This is a genomic window from Streptomyces botrytidirepellens, from assembly GCF_003721215.1.
GTDB classification, from domain to species: Bacteria; Actinomycetota; Actinomycetes; order Streptomycetales; family Streptomycetaceae; genus Streptomyces; species Streptomyces himastatinicus.
Genome location: NZ_RIBZ01000093.1, coordinates 1 through 23,050, shown reverse-complemented (window position 1 = coordinate 23,050; position 23,050 = coordinate 1). Strand labels below are relative to the sequence as shown.

Below are 23,050 nucleotides of genomic sequence, written 5' to 3'. Positions count from 1 at the left end.
GGTGCTCGGCTTCAGCGCGGCTTCAGTCCGGTTGCGGCGTCCGTCCCGCCGGTTTCAGCGCCTGCCCCGTGCCGCAACCGCTCTGCCCCGCCTGTGCGTTCGCCATGAATGCCGCCGAAATTGTTGACGATATTGCGGACGATCCATACGTTCACCAAGCGACGGGGACCACGGACGAACCGGCAGGAGATGTCAGTGAAGCGCAGGACCATGGTCATGGGACTCGCCGCGGCCACCGCGGCGGCGTCGACGGCGGGGGTCGGCGTCGCCGCCGCCCGCTCGCGGAAGCCCTCGGACGCGCTGGTCTTCGACAAGGACGCCTACACGGTCCTGACGACGACCGTCGCCACGGACGACGGCGACAAGGCCGTGACGTACCACTTCTACAAGGCCATCACGTACGTCACGAACCCGGTGGACGCGAAGTACCAGTGCCTCAACGTCAGCGTGCCCGTCGAGATCGACGGCACGGCGGTCGACGCCACCCGCGCGCCGATCCTCTTCGCCAACTCGGTGGGCGGCTACATGCCGTCGTCCGTGGCGGACGCCACCGGGGTCGGCGGTTCCCCGATGACCCCGCCCGGCGGGGGCGGCGGCGGTGGCGGTGGCGGCAGTGGCGGCGGGCAGGCGGCCATGGTCAGCAACGCCAAGCTGGCCGTCGCCGCCGGTTACGTCGTCGTGGAGCCGGGCGCCCGCGGCCGGACCCTCGTCGACGCGGACGGCACGTACTACGGCACGGCGCCGACCGCCATCGTGGACCTCAAGGCCGCGGTGCGGTACGTACGCTTCAACGAGGGCCGCATACCGGGGAACACCGACCGGATCGTCTCCTCCGGAACCAGCGCCGGAGGCGCCCTGTCCGCCCTGCTCGGAGCGTCCGGGGACAGCCCCCTGTACGAGGCCGACCTCAGGGAACTGGGCGCGGCCCCCGCCGGCGACGCCATCTTCGCGGGCGGCGCCTGGTGCCCCATCGCCGACCTGGAACACGCCGACATGGCGTACGAATGGAACTGGGGCGGCAACAAGCTGAGTTCCGGCGACACCGTCGACCAGACCATCTCCAAGGAGCTGCGCTCCGCCTTCGCCGAATACCAGGCCGCCCTGAAACTGCGGGGCAAGCACGGCTTCGGCCCCCTCACGGCCCGCACCTACGACGACTACCTCGTCACGACCTACCTCGAACCGGCGGCCACCACCTACCTCAAGTCCCTCCCGGCAGCCGACCGTTCGGGCTACCTGGCCAAGAACCCGTGGCTCACCTGGTCCGGCGACCGGGCCGCCTTCGCGTGGAGCGACTTCCTCACCCACGTAGGGGCCCGCAAGAAGAACACCCCCGCCTTCGACCCCTTCGACCTCTCCGCACCGGAGAACAACCTGTTCGGCACGGGAGCCACCAAGGCCCGCCACTTCACCCTGTACAGCCTCCGCCACGCCACCGGCAACGACAGCGCACGCCTCGACGGCGACCTGCCCCGCAAACTCGACCTGATGAACCCCATGTTCTTCATCGGGCAGCGGAACCCCGGCCGGGCGAAGCACTGGTGGATCCGCGTCGGCACCAAGGACACCGACACCTCGCTCACCGTCGTCGGCAACCTCGCCGCGGGCCTGGAGAACCTGGGCGACGACGTCAACGCCCTGATGTACTGGGACGCCGGCCACGGCGCCAACGAGGACGCGGCGGACTTCATGACGTGGATCGGCCGCGTGACGGGCCACTCCAGGTGAGCCGACGGCCCGCCGTTGGCGTCAGCGGTGCGGCGGGCCGAACAGCGGGGTCCAGGGGCGGATGGCCGTGATGTCGACGCCGGGGGTGCGGTAGTACGGATCGGCGGCGAGGATACGGTCCAGGTCCTCCCGCTCGACGTCGAAGATCAGCAGGGCGCCCGTGTCGTCCGCCCAGGGGCCCGCCGCGACGAGACGGCCGTCCGCGGAGAGGTCGCCGAGGAGGGCGCGGTGGGCCGGGCGGGCGGCGAGGCGTTCCGGCGTGGGCATGAAGGCCAGTTCCACGATCAGCATGCGGCGAAGGTAGGCGGGTGAGGATGGGCGGGTCTGTATCGGCCGATACACCGGCCGCGGGCTGGCGGCTGCTGGGCGAGGTACCGCTGCTCGCCGGGCTGCCGGAGGAGCGGCTGCGCGCGCTGTGGGCCGCTTCGGCGCAGCGCACCTGCCCGGCCGGGCAGGTGCTGGCCGCCGCGGGCGAACCGGCCGGGTACCTCCCGTTGCTCCTGCGGGGCTCGGTGGCCGCCACCGGCACGACGGCCTCCGGGCGGGTCGTCCGGTTCGGCCAGTGGTCCGGTCCGTGCGCCCTCGACAAGATCGCGGTGATCGACGGCCGGGGGCACACCGCGACATTCACCGCACTCACCCCGTGCACCGTGCGCAGGCTGCGCCGGGACCGCTTTCTGGCGCTGGTCGAGGACCCCGCTCCGGACGCGGCCCCGGTACGGGGTCACGTCCTGCGCGTCCTGGCCGGGCAGGCGCGGCGGCAGCAGGAACGGTTCATGGCCACCGCCACCGGGTCCGCCGAGGCGCGGCTGGCGGCCTGGCTGCTGGAGGAGGCCGCGACGGCCGCCGGGGGCCGGGTCCCGCTGCCGGGCACCCAAGCGGAGCTGGGCCACCTGCTGGGCGTCACCCGGGTCACGGTCAACCGTGCCCTCGCCCGGCTGCGCCGCGACGGCCTGATCGAGGTGGGTCCGCGGTCGGTGACGGTGCTCGCCCCGGAGCTGCTGGGGCGGCGCGCCGCGGGCTGATCCGCCGGGGGCGGGGCCTCAGGTGCGGCGTGCGGCACGTAGGTGGGCGGCGGCCGAGCTGGGACGGTACGGGGCGGTGCCCGCGTACGTGGCGCGGTAGCCGTGGTGGCGCAGGTCGTCGTAGCGGGCCCGCGAACCGGTGCGGAGCGTGGCGTCGCACCGCGCCCGGCCCCGGGCGTTCGTCACCGCGGCACACAGCTTGCGGGCGCCGGTGTTGTCGGTGAACCGGACCGTCTGCCCGGGCAGCGGGTCACCGTCGGCGGTGGTCAGCGTTGCGGACAGCCCCTTGACCCGCAGCGACGCGGGCGACGTGTGCCGTTCCACGGTGGCCGCGCTCGCCTCGAGGCGGGTGGACACGGGGTGGGACGGCGGGATGGCCAGCCCGACCGGGCTGCTCAGCCCGGCGATGGGCACGGTGGTCTGGCCGCTGCCGTCCGCGGGGACCTCCACCACCCGGTCGTTGCCGAAGTCGGCGACGAACAGGTTGCCGTACGCGTCGACCGCCAGCCCCTGCGGGGTGTTCAGCCCGGTCGCGGGGACGGTCGTCTGCGGGCCGCCGCCCCGGGGCAGCTTCACCACGCGGTCGTTGCCCGAGTCGGCGACGTACAGGTTCCCGGCGTGGTCGAACGCGAGCCCCGTGGGCTCGGAGAGCCCCGCCGTGGGCACGGTGAGCTGCGGCCCGCCGTCCACGGGCACCACCACGACGCGGTCGTTGACGAAGTCGGCGATGTAGAGGTTGTCGTGCGCGTCGAGCGCCAGGCCGTCCGGATGGACCAGGCCGGTGGTGGGAACGGTGGTCTGGCCGCCGCTGCCGTTGGTGGCCACCTCCACCACCCGGTCGTTGAAGCTGTCGGCGACGTACAGGTCGTCGTCACCTTCATCGTCACCGTCCTCGCCTTCGGTGGCCAGCCCGATCGGGCGGGACAGCCCGGTGGTGGGGAGCGTGCTCTGACCGCTGCCGTCCGCGGGGACCGTCACCACCCGGTTATTGCCGGTGTCGGAGACGTAGAGGTTGCCGTCGGTGTCGACGGCGAGGCCGGTGGGGCGGGTGAGGCCGATGGTGGGCACGGTGCTCTGGCCGCTGCCGTCGGTGGCGACCTTCAGCACGGTGTTGTCGGTGTACTCCGAGACGTACAGCTGCGCGACCCGCGGCGCGGCGGCCGCGGGGGCGAGGCCGGAGACGAGCCCGTACGCACACAGCGTCAGGATTCCCGCCAGCGCGGTCAGTCGGTGCCGTACGGAGAAGCGGCCCATTCCACACCCACCTGTGATTTCCGGACGATCGGCCCATTGCCGTGACCCCGACCTTAGGAACCCACCCCCGGCCGCCGTCCGCACCACGCCACCGGGCCGCCCGGAATCCACCCGGGCGGCTGTCGGCGGAACGGCGGTATCCGAGTGGCGCTGTCGGAACGCTCGTGCCGGGAGCCGCGCGGGTGCCGGGCGCTACACGGCCAGCGCCTCGGCGACGGCCGCGCCGGTTTCGCGGGCCGTCAGGTACGGGCGGACGTCGTGGGCCTGGGGGCCGTTGTGGACGAGGAGGTCGGTGATGCGGGGACCGAAGGCCGGGGCGAGGGTCTTGGTGAGGGCCACGGCGTCGGCGCGGTCGGCGATGTTGGTCCAGCGGGCGACGGGGGCGGGCCAGCGGGGGTGCGGGGCGGGTGGGGGCAGGAGGCGGTCGAGGACCAGACGGGGGATGGCGAGCGGCGACCCGAGGGTGATGAGGTGCAGGTCGGGCCACTCGGGGTGCGCACAGAGGGTTTCGTAGGCGACGACGGTGCCCAGGGAGTGGGCGACGATGACCTCGGTGTCGGCCGTCACAGTGCGGGCGAGGCGGTCCTGGACGCGGGCGCGGAGGTCGGGTTCGGTGAAGTAGCGGCGCACCTGCCGGGCGCTGGCGATCATGAGGCGTTCGCTGAGCCCGGCGAAGAAGGCCGAGTGGCTCAGGGCGTTCAGGGCGCGCTGCACGGCGTACGGGGTGCGCAGGCGGGTGGTCGCCTCGGGTCCGGTGACCTGGGGTTCGTGCTGGGCGGCGGCGTGCCACCAGCCGAGCAGGAGGTCGGTTTCCAGGCCCTCCTCGACGTCGGACGCGTCGAGGTCGGGGACGCCGAGGCCGCGGTGGCCCGCGGGGCGGAAGAGGTCGCCGTAGAAGGCCATGGACACCTCGTGCCGCTCCGGGCGGGGGCCGGAGGCGAGGGCGAGGCCGTCGCACAGGGCCGGGTACCAGTCGGCGAGAAGCGTCTCGGCGCCCTTCACCTGCTGGGCGATGCCGTGGACGAGTACGACGCGGGTCATCGGGCGCGGCTCCCCTCGCGGGCGGAGTCGTGAAGGGGAGTCATCGGGGGTCGGGCTCCTCGGTGCCGGGGGCGTTGAGGCCGAGGACGACGGCGCCCATGTGGGTGGCGACGCACAGCTGCCCGCCGCCGACGGCCACGTCCCGGATGCTGCTGCCGATGTCGATCTCGGCCGTCCAGGACGCGGACCGCAGGTCCCAGACGCGGACCAGGCCGAAGCCGTCGGCGGCGACCAGGATCGGCACGCCGTCGATGTCGGCGGCCTCGACCGCCAGGACCCCGGAGGGGAAGGGCTCCAGGTCGATGCCGAGGTCGGAGTGGTCGGCCAGGTCCCAGAAGCGGAGTTGGCCGTCGCCCGTGCCCACGGCCAGGACGTCCCGGCCCAGGTGGTGGGCGAAATCGACGCTGAGCGCGCCCATGGTGTGGCCGGTGAGCGGTTCCGCGAAGGGTTTGCCGGTCCGCGGGTTCCACAGCCAGACGCTGCCGTCGACCGAGGAGCTGGCGATCACTTCCCGGTCGCCGGCCCGGCCCGCCCGCAGGGCCATGACGTCCGCGGTGTGACCGGCCATCGGCGGATGGACGGGGGCCTGGGTGCGCAGGTCCCAGATGTTCAGGGTGTGATCCTTCGCGGCCGACACCACCAGGGCCCGGCCGTCGAGGGCGTACGGGCACGCCCGCAGAGCGGTGCCGGACCGCCGGACCAGCCGACGGCGCAGTCCCAGGCTCCAGACGTCGGCTCCCGTCCAGCCCCCGCGCACCACGACGGCCTCACCGTCCACCCGGGCGGCGGCCATGCAGTAAATGGTGTGCTCGGCCGACACGAGATGGGCGGCGATCTGCCGTCCGTTGTGCAGGTCGTGGGTGCGCACGGTGCCGTCCAGACCGCCGGTGATCACGGCCGAGCCGCCGGTGTGCGGAATCGCGACGATGTCGGCCGAGATCAGGCTGTGGGTCACCCCGCACAGCGGCTCCCCCACCGGGCGGGTGGCGGTCAGGTCCCACACCCGCACCACGCGGGGGAAGGCGGTGATCGCGACCGTGGTGCCGTCCACCAGTCCGAGCGCCGTGGCCGGGGGGTATTGGGCCATGACCCTGTTCGACCCTTCCATCGGGGTGCCCAGTGCCCTCCCCGTGGCCAGGTCCCAGACCCGCGCCGTGTCGTCGAAGGCCATGGACGCCACCAGGGTCCTGCCGCCGACCTGGGCCAGGCTGCCCGCCGCCACGAAGTCGGTGTGGCCCAGCAGCGGGCGGCCGACCGCGGTGCGGGTGGCGATGTCGTGTACGTACAGGCCGTTGCCCTCGTGCGAGGACAGCACCACCGGGCGGTCCCCGTGGAACGCGACCCCGACGGCCCGCGAGGACCGCGTCAGGTCCTCGACGTCGAAGTGGGCGGACGGTCCGGTGGGCGGGGCCGTGCCCGTGCCGTCGACCCGCCACACATAGGCGTGGTCGAGCGACGTGGCGATGGCGATCTCCATGCCCCCGGTGGTCCCCCGGACCGCCACATACCGTACGCCGCCGATGTGTCCGGCCAGCGGCGGCGTCGCGGGCTCGCCGGAGGGCGCGTACCAGATCCGTACGGTGCCGTCCTCGCCGCCGCTGACCACGACCGGCCGCCCGGCCAGGGTGCCGGTGGCGACGCAGCGCACCACGTTGGTGTGACCGGTCAGCGGCGCGCCCAGGGGTTCGCCGCTGACCGGGTCCCAGAGCCGGACCGTGGTGTCGGAGCCGCCGGTGACCGCGACCGGGCGGCCGTCGATGCGCTCCAGGGCGACGGCCTGCACCTGCCCCCGGTGGCCCTCCATGGGCCGCCCGGCCTGGGTGCGGGTGCGCAGGTCCCACAGCCGGGCGGTGCCGTCCTGGCCTCCGGTGACGGCCAACGGAGTGCCCCGTACGTCGCGGTAGGCCACCGCGCACACCTGGCCCGTGTGCCCCTCGGCGGGCTGATCGGCCGACAGGTCCCAGATGCGGGCGGTGCGGTCGTTGCCGACCGTGACGGCGAGCGGATCGTCGCCGCCGGTGAGGGCGGCGGCGGTGATGTCCTCGACGTGGCCGCGCAGCGAGTGGCCGACCTGGCGCAGGGTGCGCAGATCCCACAGCCGGGTTTCCCACACCCCCGCGGTGAGCGCCACGGTGCGGCCGTCGAACTCGCCGATGACGGCGGAGGCGACGCCGCTGCGGCTGAAGTAGCGGTGGGCGGTGACGGGTTCGCCGAGCTGGCGGCGTTCGGCCAGGTCCCACAGGCTGAGCATGCCGGACTTGTCGCCGACGAGGGCCACCGTACGGTCCTCCAGCCGCCCCAGGCATACGGCGGTGACCGCCTCGGCGGGGCCGATCAGGGGGCTGCCGTCGATCCGGGCGTCGCCGCCGTCGAGAACATCGCTCAGGTCCCAGACCTGGACGGTCTTGTCCTCGCCGCCGGTGACCGCGACCGGGCGGCCGTCGAGTTCGCCGAGCGCCGCGTCCAGGACGGTGCGCTTGTGGACGGCCAGGTCGCAGCCGAGCTGGCGGCGCCCGGCCAGGTCCCAGATCCGGGCCGTGCCGTCCTGGCTGGCCGTCAGCACCACGGGCCTGTCATCGATGGCGCCGATCTCCATGGCCTCGATGCGGTTGGTGTGCCCGGTCAGCGGCTGCCCGTACTCCTGGCCCGCCGACAGGTCCCACACCCGGACGGTGCCGTCGACGCCGCCGGTGAGCGCGACCGTGTAGTCCCCCAGGTCTCCGATGGCGACCGCGCTGACCGGGACGAACACCGGCAGCGGTTCGCCGATCTGCCGCTGGTTGGTGAGATCCCAGACCCGGGCGGTGCGGTCCTCGCCGCCGGTCACCGCGATGGGCCTGCCGTCGAGGTCCCCGGTGGCGACGCAGCCGACCTGCTTGGTGTGGCCGCTCAGCAGCCGGTGCGCACCCGTGGCCGACCACCACGCCCAGCGGGCCGTCCACGGCAGGGCGACGCCGAGGCGTCCGATGGCGTCGGCGAGGTCGTCCGCCTGGCAGCGGCGGGCGGACAGCTGGAGGTCGGCCGCCCGGCCGCCGAGCGGGCGGTCGGGAGTGAGCCGGTGTGCGACCTGCTCGTACGCGGTGCGTATCCGCCGCGGCCCGTCGCCGTCGATCGAGGCGAACGCCCGCAGCAGCCCGAGCGGTTCCCCGGCCAGCAGGAAACCGGGGTCCCTGATCAGCTCGGTGAGCAGGCCCGCCGCCCCGGCATGGGTGGCCAGGTGCTGGCGTACGTACGGGGGTGCCGCGAACCAGTCGGGCCGCCCGTCCGGCGCCGGAACGACCGACACCAGCGCCTCGACCACGGGCTTCTGGATCTCGGCGGACGGCCGGTCGGCGGTCGCGCGCAGATGCTCGGCCAGCGCCTTGTGGTAGAGCCGGTACACCGAGCGGCGGTCGTCGTCGATGACCTCCGCGACGTACGCCTCGGCGACGTCCAGCAGCCAGGAGACGTCCTCCTCGGTGCAGTCGGTGCCGGACAGCAGCGAGCTGAGCGTCGTCCACACCTGGCCGCGCGGCAGCCCCTTGCCCTCGGAGAAGGCCAGCGGAAGCAGCATCCGGCGCACCCGGGGCTCGTCCGGGCCGAACCGGGCCAGATAGTCGTCGAACGCCTCGCCGACCTCGCTGGGCAGCCGGTCCGCCCAGCCGGGGTGGTCCACGTCGACCGCGGCGCGGTCGGAGCGCAGGGTGCGGGCGGTGGTGCGGGCGTAGAGGTAGACGCCCGCGGCCTTCCTCGCGACGCCCCGGGCGACGGTCTCCGCGAGGGCGGGCCGGTCCCGGTAGGGCGTACGGACCTCCGGCTCCTCCACGGCGAGGAGCACCTTGGCGACGTACCCGGCGACGTCCGCCTCTTCCGCCCGGTAGCCGGGACGGTCCAGGTCGAGGCAGGTGAAGGTGGGGCCGAGCGGCTGCACCAGCTCGTGGCGGGTGCCCACCAGGAGCCGTACGCCCTGGATCTCCGACATGGGCCGCAGCAGTTCGCGGGTGATGCGGCGCGGCTCGCCGTGGCCGCCCGCGTCGGCGGCGGTGTCGGACCCCGCCTCGTCCACGGCGTCCACGACGACCACGACCGGCGGGCCCTGGCGGCCGCGCCGGGTCAGCTCCTGGAGCAGCGCGGCCGTGCCGTCGGCCCGGGTGCCGAGCGCGGTCGCGATGCGCTCGACGACCTCCTCCAGCCGCTTGTGGCGCGCGTGCACCGCGGCCGTGACACAGCCCTCGGGCACCAGCGTCGCCGGATCGACGCCCTCCCGGTCGAACTTCGCCCGGTACGCCGGGTCCGACGGCGCCACGATCCGGCCGAGGACCGCCGACTTGCCGCAGCCGGGGCTTCCGGTGACGACCCGGCCCTTGCCATCGCCGTGTTCGGCGGTCAGCCAGGCGACGAGTTCGGTCAGCACCCGCTCGCGGCCGCTGAAGTACAGGCCCTGCTCGGACTCGAACTCCACACCGCGGGCGCGGGGCCCGAAGTGCTCGGTGAGGTCGCGTTCGGCGACCCGGCGCTGCACTTCGAGGTCGGTGCCGAGGGGCGGCAGCTCCTCGCGGTACCCGGCGTTGGGCAGGAACGGCGCCAGGCCCGTGACCAGCCCGCTGGCCAGCTCGGCGCGCTGGCCCCGGCCGGCGGCGTCGAAGCACTCGTTGACCGCCTTCACCAGCTCGGTGAGGTCCAGGTACTGCTGCCGCTGCCCGGTGCGCTCCGTGGTGATCTCCACGGACGAGCCGAGGGCCGCCACGAACGCGCCGTCCTCGGCGACGTCCTTGCGGCGGGCCGACGCCAGGAACCACAGCCCGGTCGAGGCCGCGCCGCCGCCGTGCCGGTACGCGATCGACTGGAGCGCCAGCCCGGCGGCATCCGCGCTGCCCGCGCCGCCGCCGCAGGTGTCCAGCACGATCAGCAGATGGCGCAGCTCGCCCCGGCACAGGATGCGCACCAGGTCCTCGGTGGCCAGGGCGGTGGTGGCCGGGTCGTCGTCCTGCGAGTCCCAGCACAGCAGATAGTGCCGGTCCCGGTCGTGGACGAGGCCGTGCCCGGCGAAGTACACGACCACCACGTCGTCCGGGGTGAGCCGGGTGTCGGCCGACCAGTGGCGCAGCTTCTGCCGGATCTGCTCGGCGCCGTCGTAGTCGCCGAGCCCCGGCAGGACGGCCTGGTAGCCGAACCCCTCGAAGAGCCCGGTCATCGCGGCGACGTCCCCGGGCACTTGGGGCAGCTGTTCCTCCTCCGGCAGATGGCAGTACCGCCCGCTGCCCAGCGCTACGAAGAATCGCCGCCCCACCTGGAGCCCCACCGCTGCTTCCCCCACTGCCGTGCGTCCCGCCGCGCGTCGCGGGAACCGTAACCGGATGATCGCAACCCGTGTCCGGAAGCGCAACGGGGCGGGTGGTGGGGCTCCTGCGCCCAGCCGACTGTCACGGCCAGTCGACCAGCCCGTTGAAGACCGCGTACGGGACGGCCACCGAGAGCGGGGCCAGGAAGGCGAGGCGGATGCGGCGCGGGATGTTGCGTCGGCGCCGCGGCAGGGCCCAGCCGGCGACCAGCAGGCCCAAGGGCAGGGCGAGACCGCCGAAGTAGACCCTCATGGCGGGGTGGAAGGTGGACTCGCACCGGGCCCGCGCCGCCTCGCCGGGGGCGTCGCAGGCCATCTGGGACAACCCGGCCCCGACGGTGATGTAGAAGCCCACAATGAGGGTGACGAGCGTGGAGAGCAGCGGTGCGATCCACTGCCAGGAGACCCGGTCGTCCGGGCCGCGCTCCCGCTCGGGCGGTGCGGCGCCGCACCGTACGTCGTCGCACCACACGTCGTGACACGGCGCGTTCTCGCACACAGGGCTCTCAGCCATGGGCTCCAGCCAACCCGGAGGCGGGGCGGGGCGCATGAGCCCGGGTACTCAGATGCCCGCCCGGGCCCCGCCACCGCCGGGGACCGCGCCGTGGCTAGTCGATGACCAACCCCTTGGCCTTCAGGACCGGTTCGAGGCCGCAGACCTCGATGACGCTCTTGCCGGAGCGGTAGGCGGCGATGAAGGCGTCCTCGGCCTCGACGCGCTCCTGGCACTTGGCGATGACGTCCGCCAGGTCCTCGTGGCGGACCACCACGACGCCGTCGGCGTCGGCGCGGACCACGTCGCCGGGGCGGATGATCTCGCCGCCGATCAGGACGGGTTCGGCCATCGGGCCGACGGTTTCCTTGACCGTGCCCTTCATGCAGACGCTGTAGGAGAAGACAGGGAAGCCGAGTTCGCGCAGTTCGCGGGTGTCGCGGACACCGGTGTCGGTGACCAGGCCGCCGAGGCCCTTGGCGACGCAGGCGTTGGCCAGGACGTCGCCGAAGGAGCCCGCCTCGGCGTACTCGCCCGCCGAGACGGTGATGACGTCGCCGGGGCGGGCGTGGGCGATGGCGACCTGGAGCATGATGTTGTCGCGGGGCGCGCAGACCACGGGGAAGGCGGGGCCGCACAGGGACATCGCGGGGTCGACCGGCTTGATGGTCGAGTCGAGGGCGCCGAGGCGGCCCTGGGCTTCGTGGATGGTGGCGGCGGAGTAGCCGCTCAGCTGCTTCACCAGGTCAGGATCGGGGCGGGTGAAGGCGGTGTTGACGCGGATCATGCGACTCCTTCAGGAGAGCTCGGCGCGGGCGCGGGCGATGGCCTCGCAGGCCGCGGTGAGGACGTCGTTGGAGGTGGCGAAGGAGATGCGGAAGTAGCCCGGGGAGCCGTACGCGGCGCCGTGGATCACCGCGACCGACTGCGACTCCAGCAGATGGGCGGCGACGTCCTCGTCGGTGCGGACCTCCTGGCCGGAGGGCGTGCGGGTGCCGAGGACGCCGGTGCAGTTGACGAAGGCGTAGAAGCCGCCGTCCGGCGGGGTGCAGGACAGTCCGGGGATGTCGTTGATCAGCTTGACGACGGCGTCGCGGCGGCTGCGGTAGACGGCGACGCTGTCGTGGACGAACCCCTGGTCGCCGCCGAGCGCGGCGGTGGCGGCGGCCTGGCTGATGGAGGAGGGGCAGGAGGAGATCTGGGACTGGAGGGTGTTGATGGCCCGGATCAGCTCGGCGTTGCCCGCGCCGTAGCCGATGCGCCAGCCGGTCATCGCGTACGTCTTGGAGACGCCGTTGGTGGAGAAGACGCGGTCGGCCAGGCGTGGCTCGACGGCGGCGAGGCTGTGGACCTGGCCCGTCCCGAAGAAGATCTCGTCGTAGATCTCGTCGGTGAGCACGTGGACGTGCGGGTGGTCGAGCAGCACCCCGGCGAGGGCGCGCAGCTCGTCCGCCGTGTAGACGGCGCCGGTCGGGTTGCCCGGGGAGTTGAGGACGACCCAGCGGGTGCGGTCGGTGAGGGCGGAGGCCAGCCGGTCGGGGGTCAGCTTGAAGCCGTCGGTCTCCGGGCAGGGGACGACCACCGGGGTGCCGTCGTTGGCCAGCACCATGTCCGGGTACGAGACCCAGTACGGGGCCGGGATGACGACCTCGTCGCCCGCGTCCAGCGTGGCCATCAGGGCGAGGAAGATGATCTGCTTCCCGCCGCCGCCCACGGCGATCCGGTCGTCGGGGAAGTCCAGCCCGTGGCGCCGCCGGAGCCGGTCGGCGATGGCGGACCGCAGCTGCGGGGTGCCGTTGACGGGGGTGTATTTGGTGGCGCCCTGGCGGATCGCCTCGATGGCGGCGTCCTTCACATGGCCGGGGGTGTCGAAGTCGGGTTCGCCGACGGTGAGGTCGAGGATGTCCCGGCCCTGGGCCTTCAGTTCGCGGACCCGCTGGGCGGCCGCAGTGCTGGGCGAGGGTTTGATACGGCCGACGCGCTGTGCGGTGCCGCGCTGTGCGGTGCTCATTCAGTCGGCCCTCCGCTCGAAGTTGAGCCCGCCCGGCACCTGGAAGGTGGGCAGGATCTCCACATGGCCGATGTTGACGTGGCGCGGCGAGGAGATCGCGAATTCGATGGCGTCGGCGATGTCCTCCGGCTTGAGCGATTCGTAGCCGTCGTAGAACTGGCGCTGGGCCTCTTCCATGTCGCCGAGCAGCCGTCCGAAGATTTCCGTCTCGACCCGCCCGGGGCAGATTTCGGTGACCCGGATACGGCGGCCGTATCCGTCCACCCGCAGCTGGCGGGAGAGGGTGTGCACGGCCGATTTGGTGGCGTGGTAGATGGTGTTTCCGCCGAAGTTGTAGACACCGGCGATGGAGCTGACGTTGACGATGTGGCCGAGGTCGCGCTCCACCATTCCCGGCATGACCAGCCGCACCAGGTGCAGCACCGCCTGGATGTTGACGGCGATCTGCTCGTCGACCGCGAACTCGTCGGCGGTGAGGATGTTTCCGGTGCGGGACACCCCGGCGTTGTTGACGAGGACGTCGACCTGGAGATCCCGCAGTTCCGCGGTGAGCGCGGCGGTGTCGGTGATGTCGACGGCGTGCGGGATGCAGCCGGTCCGCCGGGCGAGGTCGTCGAGCCGGTCGGCGTTGCGGGCGACGGCGTGCACCTCCAGGCCCTGCTTGGCCAGCCGCTCGACGACCACCGCGCCGATTCCGGTGGAGGCACCGGTCACCAGTGCGGTCTTGTAGTCGGAAAAGGGCATCGGGGCTTCGCTCCTGTCAGAAAGGGAGTGTGAGGCGGGGGTTCGGAGTTAGGCGTCGCGCAGCGGCAGATGTGCCTTGTCCGTCACCCGGGATACGGCGATGAGCGTGCCGAGGGCGGTGACGACCGCGTAGAAGGCGGGCACGTTGACGTTTCCGGTCTGGGCGATGAGATAGGTCATCAGCAGCGGCGCGGTACCGCCGAAGAGTGCCGAGGAGATGTTGTAGCCGAGGCCGTAGGCGGAGTAGCGCACCCGGGTCGGGAAGAGTTCGACCAGCAGGATGTGGATGACGCCGGTGTGGCCCGCGAAGACGACGGCCATGACGCTCGCGCCGAGAATGGCCAGCGCCACATTGCCGGTGCCGATGAGCAGGTAACAGGGAACGCCCAGGGCGGCCATGGCGATCGCGGCGCCCGACAGGACCTTCTTCCGCCCGATCCGGTCGGAGAGCCTGCCCATGAACGGAATGGCGAGGGAGATGGCCACCAGGCTGGCCGAGGTGACGAGCAGCCCCTGCACCTTGCTGAAGTGCAGCTCGGTGCTCATGAACGTGGGCATGTAGCCGAACAGCACGTAGTAGCCGGAGCCGTTCATCAGCGGGATGAACAGGGCGAGCAGCATCGCGCGACGGTGCTCGGAGGAGGTGAACGCCTCCTTGAGCGGGTTCTTCGACAGCCCGCCCGATTCCTTCAGCCGGTTGAAGTTCGGGGTGTCGCTGATGCGCTTGCGGATGTAGAGGCCCGCGACGCCCAGCGGGACGGCGAGCAGGAACGGAACGCGCCAGCCCCACGACTCCATCGCGTCCGAGCCGAGGCCGCTGGTCATGCCCGCGGCGACCAGCGTGCCGGTGAGCAGCGAGAGGAACGAGGCGATCTGGGCGTAGCTGGTGTAGAGGCCGCGCTTGCCCTCGGGGGCGTGCTCGGCGAGGAAGCTCATCGCGCCCGACGCCTCACCGCCGACCGAGAAGCCCTGGAGCACGCGGAGCAGGATGAGGAGGATGGGGGCCGCGATGCCGATACTCGCGTACGTCGGCAGCATGCCGATCGCCGCGGTCGCGACACTGATCAGCAGGATGACGAAAACGAGCATCCGCTGGCGTCCGATGCGGTCGCCGAGGTGCCCGCAGATGATGCCGCCGAGGGGGCGGAAGAAGAACGAGACGGCGTAGCCGAGGAAGACGAGCTGCACCTGCACCGCGTTGGACGCGTCGGGGAAGAAGACGACACCCAGGGTGCCCGCCATGAAACCGAAGATGCCGTTGTCGTAGAGCTCGGCGAAGATCCCCACGCATCCGGCGAGGGTCACCTTTCGCGCGGTTCTGGGATCGACGACGTTGGGGGTGGGTTGGGCGGCGGCGACGGCGGTCATGATGTCTCTTTTCTGGAGCGGGGTCAGGCAGGTGGGGCGGATCACTCACAGGGGGAAGGGGGACGGGAGGTCACACGAGGACGGGAGGTCACACGGGGACGGGGATTCACACAGGGGCGGGACGTCACACAGGGGCGGGGACGGACGGGGTGGCCGGGGGGACGGGGACGCCCAGCTCGTCGAAGACGGTCCGGACGCGGGTGGCCAGGGCGCGGACGGCATGGCGCTGGGACCGGTGGTCGGCCACCGCCTCCTCCACGGTCCGGTGCCGGAAGCGGACCGACTGGCCGGGCCTGGCCTGCCCGAGCGCGGACAGACCGGTCGCGGTGACCACGGCGAGCACCGGATATCCGGCGGTGACGCCGCGGCCGCGGTGCAGGACGAGCAGTTCGTCGCCCGCGGGCACCTCGACCGCGCCCACCGGCACACCGCGGGACAGCACTTCGCCGGTCGCCACCCGCCGCGGTACGTCGCCGCTCATCCGCAGCCCGATGTGGTTGCTGCGCGGGGTCACGGTGAACGGCGACCGGAACAGCCGCTCGGCGGTGTCGCCGAACTCGGCGAGGTCGGGGCCGTCGGTCACGTCGACCGTCCAGGACTCGGCGAAGTGCGCCACCGGGGCGTGCACCCGGAACAGCGGGATGCCGAACACCGGATGGGCGACCGGCGGGCAGGAGGTGCGCAGCGCCAGCTCGTCGCCGTCGCGCAGCGACCGTCCGAAGCCGAGGATCGTGTCGGGGGCGCAGCTGCCCAGCAGGGACGGGGTGTCCACCGAGCCGAGGACGGCGAGGTAGACGCGCAGCCCCAGCCGGATGCCGCTGACGGTGATCGTCTCCCCGGCCCGTACCGGCAGCGGCTCCCACATCGGCCGCGGCACCCCGCCCACGGTGACGTCGGCGGGCGCGCCGGTGACCGCGACGAGGATGTCGGTGGACGGGGTGCAGCCGAAGTCCAGGGCGGTGATCTCCACCAGCGGCGCGCCCTCGTCGTTCCCGGCCAGCACGTTGGCGACGCGGGCGGAGTGCTGGTCGAGCGCGCCGTTGACCGGCAGGCCGTAGCGGGAGTGGCCGAACCGGCCGAGGTCCTGCACGGTCGCCAGGCCCGCCCGGTGGACGGTGAGGGTGTCGGTCACGGTGAGGGCGTCCGTCACGGTGGGGGCGTCAGTCATGGCACGCCGCCAGGGGTGCGCCCGCGTGCTCGTCCCACTGCTCGGGGGCGATGGGTACGAACTGGAAGGTGTCGCCGGGCCGGTACGGCGTCAGCGGCCGGGCGTCCAGGTCGAGCACCCGCAGCGGGGTGCGGCCCAGCAGCGGCCATCCGCCGGGGGACGGCATCGGGGAGATGACGGCCTGCCGTCCGGCCACCGCGACCGACCCGGGGACGACGCTGGTCCGCGGCGAGGCGAGCCGCGGCACCGGGCGCGGGAACGCCGGGCCGTCCATCATCGGGGCCGCGGCCGGGGCGCCGAAGCAGCGGACGGTGAGGGGAGCGCGCGCGTGCAGCTCCACCACCTCGGCCTCGGTGAGCCCCAGCTGCTCGGCGACGACGGGCAGGTCGGGGCCGTGCTCGCCGCCGTACACCACCGGTACGACGAAGCGCCGGGGCGCGGGCCCGGGGCGCGGGCCCTCGGCGAGGCGACCGCTCTCGTACCGCAACAGGCGCCGGAGCGTGAGGTGGTCGGTGGTGGCGCAGTCGAACTCGACGAGCAGCGTGTCGTACGTGGGCACGATGCCGTACACCCCGCCCGGCCGGGCGGCCTCGACCGCGTCGGCCAGGGCGTGGACGGTCCGCCAGGCCCGGTCCGGCGGCAGTCCTGTGGCCTTGACCACGACGGCCGAGTCGCCGCAGTCCGCGATGGTGACCTCGCCCGAGTCCCCGAGGGTGGCCTCGCCCGCCATGTCAGGCGCTCCCGACGGTGGCGTCGGCCTTGAGGTCCAGGACCTCGGTGAGCGGCGCGATGCGCACCCCCGCGGTGAGCAGTTCGCCGCGGATCCGGCGGGCGAGCGCGATGGCGCCGGGGGTGTCGCCGTGCAGCAGGACGGTGTCGCACGCGACCGGGAGGTCACGGCCGCCGACGGTGCGGATCACGCCCTCGGTGACCATCCGGACCGTCCGTTCGGCGATCTCCCCCGCGTCGTGGAGCACCGCACCGGGCTCGCTCCGGGGCACCAGCGTGCCGTCGTCGCGGTACGCCCGGTCGGCGATGCCGACGATGCCGACCCGCAGGCCCAGGGCGCGGGCGGCGTCGGCGAGTTCGCCGTCCTGGGCGAGGACGATCAGGGACCGGTCGAAGGACGCCACGGCCCCGGCCACCGCCTCCGCGTAGTCGGGGCGGGTCGCGACCAGGTTGCCGAGCCGCCCGTGCGGCGCGATGTGCCGTAGCCCGGTGCCGTGCGCGGTCGCGAAGGCGTGCAGCGCGCCCATCTGGTACAGCGTGTCGGTGCGGACCTCGTCCGGGGTCAGATCCATCGCGCGGCGGCCGAATCCGACGAGATCGGGAAAGCTGTGATGCGCGCCCACGGCGACACCGATTTCGGCGCAGCGGCGAACCGTCGCGTCCATGATTCTCGGATCGCCCGCATGGAATCCGCACGCGATATTGGCCGATGTCAGCACGTCCAGCAGCGCCTCGTCGTCGCCCATGGTGTAGGCGCCGAATCCCTCGCCGAGGTCGGCCACGAGATCGACGGCATGCGTCATTGACGTCCTCCGGAAATTGAAGAAAGCGGCGGTGTCGCACTTTCGTGAGAGGGAGCGTGCGAGAGGGTCGCGAGAGGGATCTTCGCGTGGAGAGAAATTCGCGTTCCGGTGAACGTAATCTGCGGGAGAGAAGGCGGCAAATATGCGTTGGGTGTGACGTAATCAGCTCTGGTTATGACCTGGACCACACTCGCCGTCTGCGGCCGCCGGTGCGGCGCCTACCATGAGGGCCCGCCCAGCCCGGAGGACCGCCCATGGACACCAGGCGTCTGTACTCGTTCGTGAAGATCGTCGACGCCGGGAGCATCACGCGCGCGGCCGACATCCTGCACATCGCGCAGCCCGCCCTCAGCCAGCAGCTCTCCTACCTGGAGTCCCACTTCAAACAGCAGCTGCTGATCCGCAGCAAGCGCGGCGTGGCACCCACCGAGGCGGGCCGGGCGCTGTACCGGCACGCCCAGCTCATCCTGCGCCAGGTCGAACTGGCGCAGGCCGCCGTCGACGTGTCCGGGCGGGCACCCGCGGGCAGCGTCTCGGTGGGCCTGGCCCCGTACAGCATGGGCGCGGCGCTCGCGCTGCCGCTGCTCACCAGCGTGCGCGAGCGCTACCCCGACATCGTGCTGCACATCAACGAGAACTTCGGCGGGGTGATCAGCGAGGCGATCATGACCGGCCGGATGGACATGGCGTTCATCTACGGGGCGGGGCCGCTGCGGGGCGTGCAGTTCGAACCGCTGCGCACCGAGGACCTGTTCCTGATCGCGGCGCCGGGCAGGACGACGGAGCCGGGCGGGGGCGCGGACGTCCCGCTGGAGGAACTGGCGGACGTGGAACTGCTGCTGCCCAGCCGGATCCACACCATCCGTCAGGTCGTGGACGCCGCGTTCCAGCAGGCCTCACTCCAGCCGCGGGTGATCGGCGAGGTCGAGTCCGTCCTGACGCTGGTCAGCGCGGTCGGCGCGGACCTGGGGGCGACGGTGCTGCCGTGGTCGGCGGCGCGCGCGATCCTCGACGTGCAGAACCTGGTGGTGCGCCGGATCGTGAACCCGACCATCCCGGTCAAGCTCTCGTTGTGTACGTCCGACCACCAGCCGCTGTCGGAGCCCGCCCATGCCGTGCACGATCTCTTCCATGAACTGATCGCCGACTTCGGCTAGAGCGGGCCGCCGCAGCGAGGACGGGCCGCCGCTCAGACGCCCGTGGTGTCGGTGGCCGCGTCGACCGCCGACTCCACCCGGCCCGAGGCGGCGGGCTTCCGCAGCAGCAGGAGCGCCGCGTCGTCGTGCAGCCGACCGCCGACGTGCGCCAGCAGTTCGTCGTGCAGCCCGGCCAGGGTCCGGGACGGCTCGTCGGACACGTGCCCGGGCACCCGCTCGGCCAGCGGGAAGTACGCCCGGCCGTGGTCGCGCGCCTCGATGACCCCGTCGGTGTACAGCAGCATCTGGTCGCCGTCGGCGAACGGCACCACCTCCAGGCTCGGCGCCTCCCCGCCCAGCGAGGCCAGGCCCAGCGGCGGCGCCGGGCGCACCGGCTCGACGGGCACGACCGCACCGGCCGGGCCGATCAGCAGCGGCGGCGCGTGGCCGCAGTTGACGATCTCCATGCGCCCGTCGGCCGGGTATCCGGCGACGACGGCGGTGACGAAGTCGTCGGGGGCCAGGTTGCGGGCGAGGCTGCGCTCGATGCGGCCGACGACGTCCAGCAGGTCCGGTTCGTCGTACGCGGCCTCCCGGAACACGCCGAGCACCAGCGCGGCGGTGGACACGGCGGGCAGCCCCTTGCCGCGCACATCGCCGACGATCAGCCGGACCCCGTACGGGGTGGACACCAGCGCGTACAGGTCGCCGCCCACCCGGGCTTCCGCCGCGGCGGCGCTGTAGCGGACCGCCACCTGGAACTGGCCGACCCTCGCGGGCACCGGCCGGAGCAGCGCGTTCTGCGCGGCCTCGGCGACCGAGCGGACCGCGGCCAGCACCCGTTCCCGGCGCCTGCGCAACACGCTGGCCAGGCAGCTCGCCAGGGTCACGGCGATGAGCGTCGACAGCATGACCGCCTGCCCGTGGACCGGCGCGGCCTGCCACGCGCCGAGCCCCGCGCCCAGCGCGACGGCGAGGAACCCGATCCGCAGCACCGCCCACGGGCGGCACGCGGCGGCGGCCAGCGCGGGTGCGACGGCGAGCAGCGGCAGCCAGCTCGTCCCGTCTCCGGTGACGAAGGCGATGGCCGCGACCGCACCCAGGATGAGTACGGGCACTCCGGCCGCGAACGGCGCGGGGGGATAGGGCTGGTCCAGATGGGTACGGGCCTGGATCATGTCCGGGTCGACTGCTCTCTCTCGCTCGCCGGCTTCGTTCGGATACGGCGTGATGTCCGTTTCATCCAGAGAACCAGCGCTTCGCGGGGAGCGACAAGGGCCGGAATTTCAGATAGTGAGCGAAAGGCTCCTGGTCACGCGGTCGGCCGTCGGCAGCAGCCGCTCGCGTATCTCCTCCAGCCGCGCGTCCCGGTCCGCCTGACCGGCCCGACCGGCCAGACCCGCCCGACCGGCCTGGAGCGACACCCCCAGCGATCCGAGCCGGTCCCCGCTGTACACGGGCACCGCGAAGCAGACCGTGCCCAGCGCGTACTCCTCCAGGTCGATCATCGGCTCGTCGGCGGCCGAGGCGTCCAGCCGCCGCAGCAGCTCGGCGGGGCGGGTGACGGTGCGGGGCGTGAGGTCGGCGAGCGGATGCCGGGACAGATAGTCGCTGCGGGCCTCGTCACCCAGCTCGCGCAGCACGCACTTGCCGAGCGCGGTGGCGTGCCCGGCGTCCTCGAACCCCACCCACAGATCCACCCGGGGCGCCCGGGGGCTGTCGACGATCTCCGCGACCCGGATCTCGCCGTCCTCGTAGAAGGTCAGGTACGCGGCCGCCGACAGCTCGTCCCGCAGCCCGGCCAGCGCCGGCCGCACCCGGTTGAGCAGCGCCTGCCCGCGGCTGCCGACCTGGAGCGTGTGCAGCTTGTCGCCGACGACGAAGCCGCCGTCGGGCAGCCGGTGCACATAGCCGTCGTGGACCAGGGTCCGCAGCAGGTGGTACGCGGTGGCCAGCGGCAGCCCCGCCTCCCGCGCCAGCTGCTTCGCCGGCGCACCGCCCTCATGTGCGCCCACGGCCTCCATCAGGCGGAAGGCTCGCTGCACGGAGGTGATGAGCGTAGGGCCTCCTGGAGTACCCATATGACCAGCTTGCGCCCGGTACGGCGGCCGGGCAAGGGCGATCCGCGGCCGGGCTCGGGCGGCACCGTCAGGGCATGCGCGAGGGCGTCGGCCGACCCGGATAGTCGGCCGACGCCCTCGATCCGGAGCGAAGGCGGTCAGCCGGGGCTGATGCGGCCCCGCCAGCCGCCCTCTTCCTGGCCCCGGTGCTCGATGAAGTCCTTGAACCGGTGCAGGTCGCCCTTGATCCGGCGGTCGAGCGTCCCGGTCATGTCCGCGGCCTTCTCCGCCATGCCGGTCGGCTCGAAGACCATGGCCAGGTTGACCTCGGTGTGGGTGGCGTCCAGGGACCGGAAGGTCACCAGGCCCTGCTGCTGCACATCGCCCGAGGTCGTACGCCAGGCGATGCGCTCGTCGGGGAGCTGATCGACGATCTCGGTGTCGAACTCGCGGTGCACACCGGCAATGGAAGTCGACCAGTGGTTGTGACGGTCGTCCACCTGGGTCACCTGGTCCACGCCTTCCATGAACCGCGGGAACTCGGTGAACTGCGTCCACTGGTTGTAGGCCGTGTGCAGCGGAACCTCAACCTCGACGGTCTCCCGCACGGTGCTCATCGGTGACTCCTTTCGACGCTGTCGCCGCACCGGGTAACCGTGCCCGCGCCCGTAAAACGTCAGCGCAGAGGATGCAGCGCGGCCAGTTCGGCGGGGGCGGTGCCGGTCGCGATGGCGTCGGCCAGCAGCCGGCCGGTGAGGGGGCCGAGGGCCACGCCCCACATGCCGTGGCCGCCGTTCACGTACACCCGCGGCGAGGCGGTCGGGCCGACCAGCGGCAGCCCGTCGGCGGTGCACGGGCGCGAGCCGACCCACTCGTCCGTACGGGCGTCCCAGTCGACGTCCCGCAGCAGCGGACGGGCCGCGGCGATGATCGCCTGGATGCGCCGCGGATCGACCGGCCGCTCCGGAGGCGCCAGTTCCATCATCCCGGCGACCCGCACCCGGCCGTCGCCCAGCGGGGTGCACACCACCTTCTGCCCGGCCAGATACGTCGGGCGCGCCGGTGCGCCCGCGGCGGGCACGCTGAAGCTGTAGCCGCGCCCGGACTGGACGGGCACCCGTACCCCGAACGGCCGGACCAGCCGGTTCAGCCAGGTCCCGGTGGAGACGACGGCGACGTCCGCGCGCAGATCACCCTGCGACGTGCCGACCGCGACGCCCGTGCCCAGGTCGCGGATGCCCGATACGTCGGCCTGCTCCACGACCTTCCCGCCGCGCTCCCGCACCGCGTCCGCCAGCGCCCGCACGAAGTTCCCGGGGTTCAGCCGCCGCTGCCCGTGCAGCGCGATGCCCGCGCCGACCGCGTCGCTGAGCACCGGCTCCAGGAAGCGCGCACGGTCGCCGTCGATCGTCTCGTACGGAATCTCGTAGCCCGCCGCCCGCGCGTGCTCCAGCTCCTCCACCATCCCCGCCCGCTCGGCCGCCGTACCGAAGGCGAGCAGCATCGGGTCCACCGGGACGGTCGGCTCCTGGACACCGCCCGCCGCGAGGTCGTCGTACGCGGCGAGCGCCTGCCGGTTCAGCGCGGCGAACGTGGTGGCCAGCACCCGCCAGCGGCGCGGGGTGCAGTGCCGGGTGAACGACAGCAGGAAGCGCGCCAGCCGCGGATCGGCCCGCGGCGGGATGTAGACGGGCGAGGTCGGCGTGACCAGGCTGCGCACCCCGTACCGCAGCGCGGCGGGCTCGGGCAACGGCATGGCGAGCGCCGGTGTCAGCCACCCCGCGTTCCCCCACGACGCCCCGGCCGCCGGCCGCCGCCGCTCGGCCACCGTGACCTCGACGCCCCGGCTCTGGAGGGCCCACGCGGTGGCGAGCCCGACGATTCCGGCCCCGACGACGACGGCGCTGCGTGGTGTGGACACGGTGGCGTTCTCCTTCCCCTGGCTTCCCCCGGATTCCCCGGTGTCGCGTGCTGCGTACGCATCATGGGCGGGCGGGGGCGCGCGCCGCACTGTCCTGGGGGCCGATTGCGCGGGGGCGGGTGTTGTCGCGCGGCACAAGCCGAGACGCGGGCCGGGCATGCGGTGGTGCCGGGTCGCCTCGGGCGCCGGTCCGCCTCCGGTGCCGGGCCGCCCCGGTGCTGCCCGCCCCGGGCGCGGGCAGGGCCGTCT

20 protein-coding genes are annotated in these 23,050 nt (G+C 73.0%); 3 read left to right on the top strand and 17 right to left on the bottom strand.

What is annotated here, in order from left to right; genetic code table 11:
• Window positions 1-11 precede the first annotated feature (11 nt).
• A complete protein-coding gene (locus EEJ42_RS50195) occupies window positions 12-218 on the bottom strand; it encodes a hypothetical protein (protein ID WP_148081874.1) in 207 nt (68 codons plus the stop codon).
• On the opposite strand from EEJ42_RS50195, the gene EEJ42_RS07040 reads away from it, so the two are divergent.
• A complete protein-coding gene (locus EEJ42_RS07040; protein ID WP_184502976.1) occupies window positions 217-1,728 on the top strand; it encodes a subtype B tannase in 1,512 nt (503 codons plus the stop codon). The two genes, EEJ42_RS50195 and EEJ42_RS07040, sit on opposite strands and share 2 nt — an antisense overlap.
• A 21-nt stretch (window positions 1,729-1,749) precedes the next feature.
• Here the strand turns inward: EEJ42_RS07040 and EEJ42_RS07035 are convergent, their stop codons facing one another.
• The gene (locus EEJ42_RS07035) at window positions 1,750-2,019 is read right to left on the bottom strand and encodes a YciI family protein (protein ID WP_123099106.1); all 270 of its coding nucleotides are present in this window, start codon (window positions 2,017-2,019) and stop codon (window positions 1,750-1,752) included.
• A 23-nt stretch (window positions 2,020-2,042) separates the two neighbouring features.
• Between EEJ42_RS07035 and EEJ42_RS07030 the strand changes: the two genes are divergently transcribed.
• On the top strand, window positions 2,043-2,753 hold the full coding sequence (locus EEJ42_RS07030; RefSeq protein WP_123099105.1) for a Crp/Fnr family transcriptional regulator: 711 nt from the start codon (window positions 2,043-2,045) through the stop codon (window positions 2,751-2,753).
• 18 nt (window positions 2,754-2,771) lie between these two features.
• Here the strand turns inward: EEJ42_RS07030 and EEJ42_RS07025 are convergent, their stop codons facing one another.
• The 11 genes from EEJ42_RS07025 to EEJ42_RS06975 all read right to left on the bottom strand — a co-directional run bounded on the left by EEJ42_RS07025 (window position 2,772) and on the right by EEJ42_RS06975 (window position 17,684).
• Window positions 2,772-4,007, bottom strand: a complete 1,236-nt coding sequence (locus tag EEJ42_RS07025) for an NHL repeat-containing protein (protein WP_123099104.1) — start codon at window positions 4,005-4,007, stop codon at window positions 2,772-2,774.
• A 192-nt stretch (window positions 4,008-4,199) separates the two neighbouring features.
• A complete protein-coding gene (locus EEJ42_RS07020; protein ID WP_123099103.1) occupies window positions 4,200-5,048 on the bottom strand; it encodes a hypothetical protein in 849 nt (282 codons plus the stop codon).
• 40 nt (window positions 5,049-5,088) lie between these two features.
• Window positions 5,089-10,329, bottom strand: a complete 5,241-nt coding sequence (locus EEJ42_RS07015) for a caspase family protein (RefSeq protein ID WP_281291409.1) — start codon at window positions 10,327-10,329, stop codon at window positions 5,089-5,091.
• A gap of 121 nt (window positions 10,330-10,450) precedes the next feature.
• Complete coding sequence (locus tag EEJ42_RS07010; protein ID WP_246096180.1) at window positions 10,451-10,882, bottom strand: hypothetical protein; 432 nt, start codon at window positions 10,880-10,882, stop codon at window positions 10,451-10,453.
• Window positions 10,883-10,976: 94 nt separating this feature from the next.
• A complete protein-coding gene (locus tag EEJ42_RS07005; RefSeq protein ID WP_123099101.1) occupies window positions 10,977-11,648 on the bottom strand; it encodes a 4-carboxy-4-hydroxy-2-oxoadipate aldolase/oxaloacetate decarboxylase in 672 nt (223 codons plus the stop codon).
• 9 nt (window positions 11,649-11,657) lie between these two features.
• Complete coding sequence (locus EEJ42_RS07000; protein ID WP_123099100.1) at window positions 11,658-12,872, bottom strand: aspartate transaminase; 1,215 nt, start codon at window positions 12,870-12,872, stop codon at window positions 11,658-11,660.
• Window positions 12,873-13,616 (bottom strand): SDR family oxidoreductase, encoded by a 744-nt coding sequence (locus EEJ42_RS06995; RefSeq protein ID WP_123099099.1) that lies wholly within the window; start codon window positions 13,614-13,616, stop codon window positions 12,873-12,875.
• Between the two features lie 48 nt (window positions 13,617-13,664).
• Window positions 13,665-14,984: an MFS transporter gene (locus EEJ42_RS06990; protein WP_123099098.1), complete on the bottom strand. Its 1,320-nt coding sequence runs from the start codon at window positions 14,982-14,984 to the stop codon at window positions 13,665-13,667.
• Between the two features lie 124 nt (window positions 14,985-15,108).
• Window positions 15,109-16,152: a 5-oxoprolinase subunit C family protein gene (locus EEJ42_RS06985; RefSeq protein WP_246096178.1), complete on the bottom strand. Its 1,044-nt coding sequence runs from the start codon at window positions 16,150-16,152 to the stop codon at window positions 15,109-15,111.
• Window positions 16,145-16,882, bottom strand: coding sequence for a 5-oxoprolinase subunit B family protein (locus EEJ42_RS06980; RefSeq protein ID WP_123099097.1), 738 nt, complete (start codon window positions 16,880-16,882; stop codon window positions 16,145-16,147). Before EEJ42_RS06980 ends, EEJ42_RS06985 begins: the two co-directional genes overlap by 8 nt.
• A gap of 1 nt (window position 16,883) precedes the next feature.
• Complete coding sequence (locus EEJ42_RS06975) at window positions 16,884-17,684, bottom strand: LamB/YcsF family protein (protein WP_123099096.1); 801 nt, start codon at window positions 17,682-17,684, stop codon at window positions 16,884-16,886.
• Between the two features lie 254 nt (window positions 17,685-17,938).
• Between EEJ42_RS06975 and nac the strand changes: the two genes are divergently transcribed.
• Window positions 17,939-18,841, top strand: coding sequence for a nitrogen assimilation transcriptional regulator NAC (nac, locus tag EEJ42_RS06970; RefSeq protein WP_123099095.1), 903 nt, complete (start codon window positions 17,939-17,941; stop codon window positions 18,839-18,841).
• A 32-nt stretch (window positions 18,842-18,873) separates the two neighbouring features.
• Here nac and EEJ42_RS06965 read toward each other — a convergent pair whose 3' ends face one another.
• The 4 genes from EEJ42_RS06965 to EEJ42_RS06950 all read right to left on the bottom strand — a co-directional run bounded on the left by EEJ42_RS06965 (window position 18,874) and on the right by EEJ42_RS06950 (window position 22,801).
• The gene (locus EEJ42_RS06965) at window positions 18,874-19,998 is read right to left on the bottom strand and encodes a PP2C family protein-serine/threonine phosphatase (RefSeq protein WP_123099094.1); all 1,125 of its coding nucleotides are present in this window, start codon (window positions 19,996-19,998) and stop codon (window positions 18,874-18,876) included.
• A 108-nt stretch (window positions 19,999-20,106) separates the two neighbouring features.
• Window positions 20,107-20,901, bottom strand: a complete 795-nt coding sequence (locus tag EEJ42_RS06960; RefSeq protein WP_123099093.1) for an IclR family transcriptional regulator — start codon at window positions 20,899-20,901, stop codon at window positions 20,107-20,109.
• A gap of 137 nt (window positions 20,902-21,038) precedes the next feature.
• Window positions 21,039-21,497 (bottom strand): SRPBCC family protein, encoded by a 459-nt coding sequence (locus EEJ42_RS06955; RefSeq protein WP_123099092.1) that lies wholly within the window; start codon window positions 21,495-21,497, stop codon window positions 21,039-21,041.
• Between the two features lie 59 nt (window positions 21,498-21,556).
• Window positions 21,557-22,801: an NAD(P)/FAD-dependent oxidoreductase gene (locus EEJ42_RS06950; protein WP_246096177.1), complete on the bottom strand. Its 1,245-nt coding sequence runs from the start codon at window positions 22,799-22,801 to the stop codon at window positions 21,557-21,559.
• Between the last annotated feature and the right edge of the window lie 249 nt (window positions 22,802-23,050).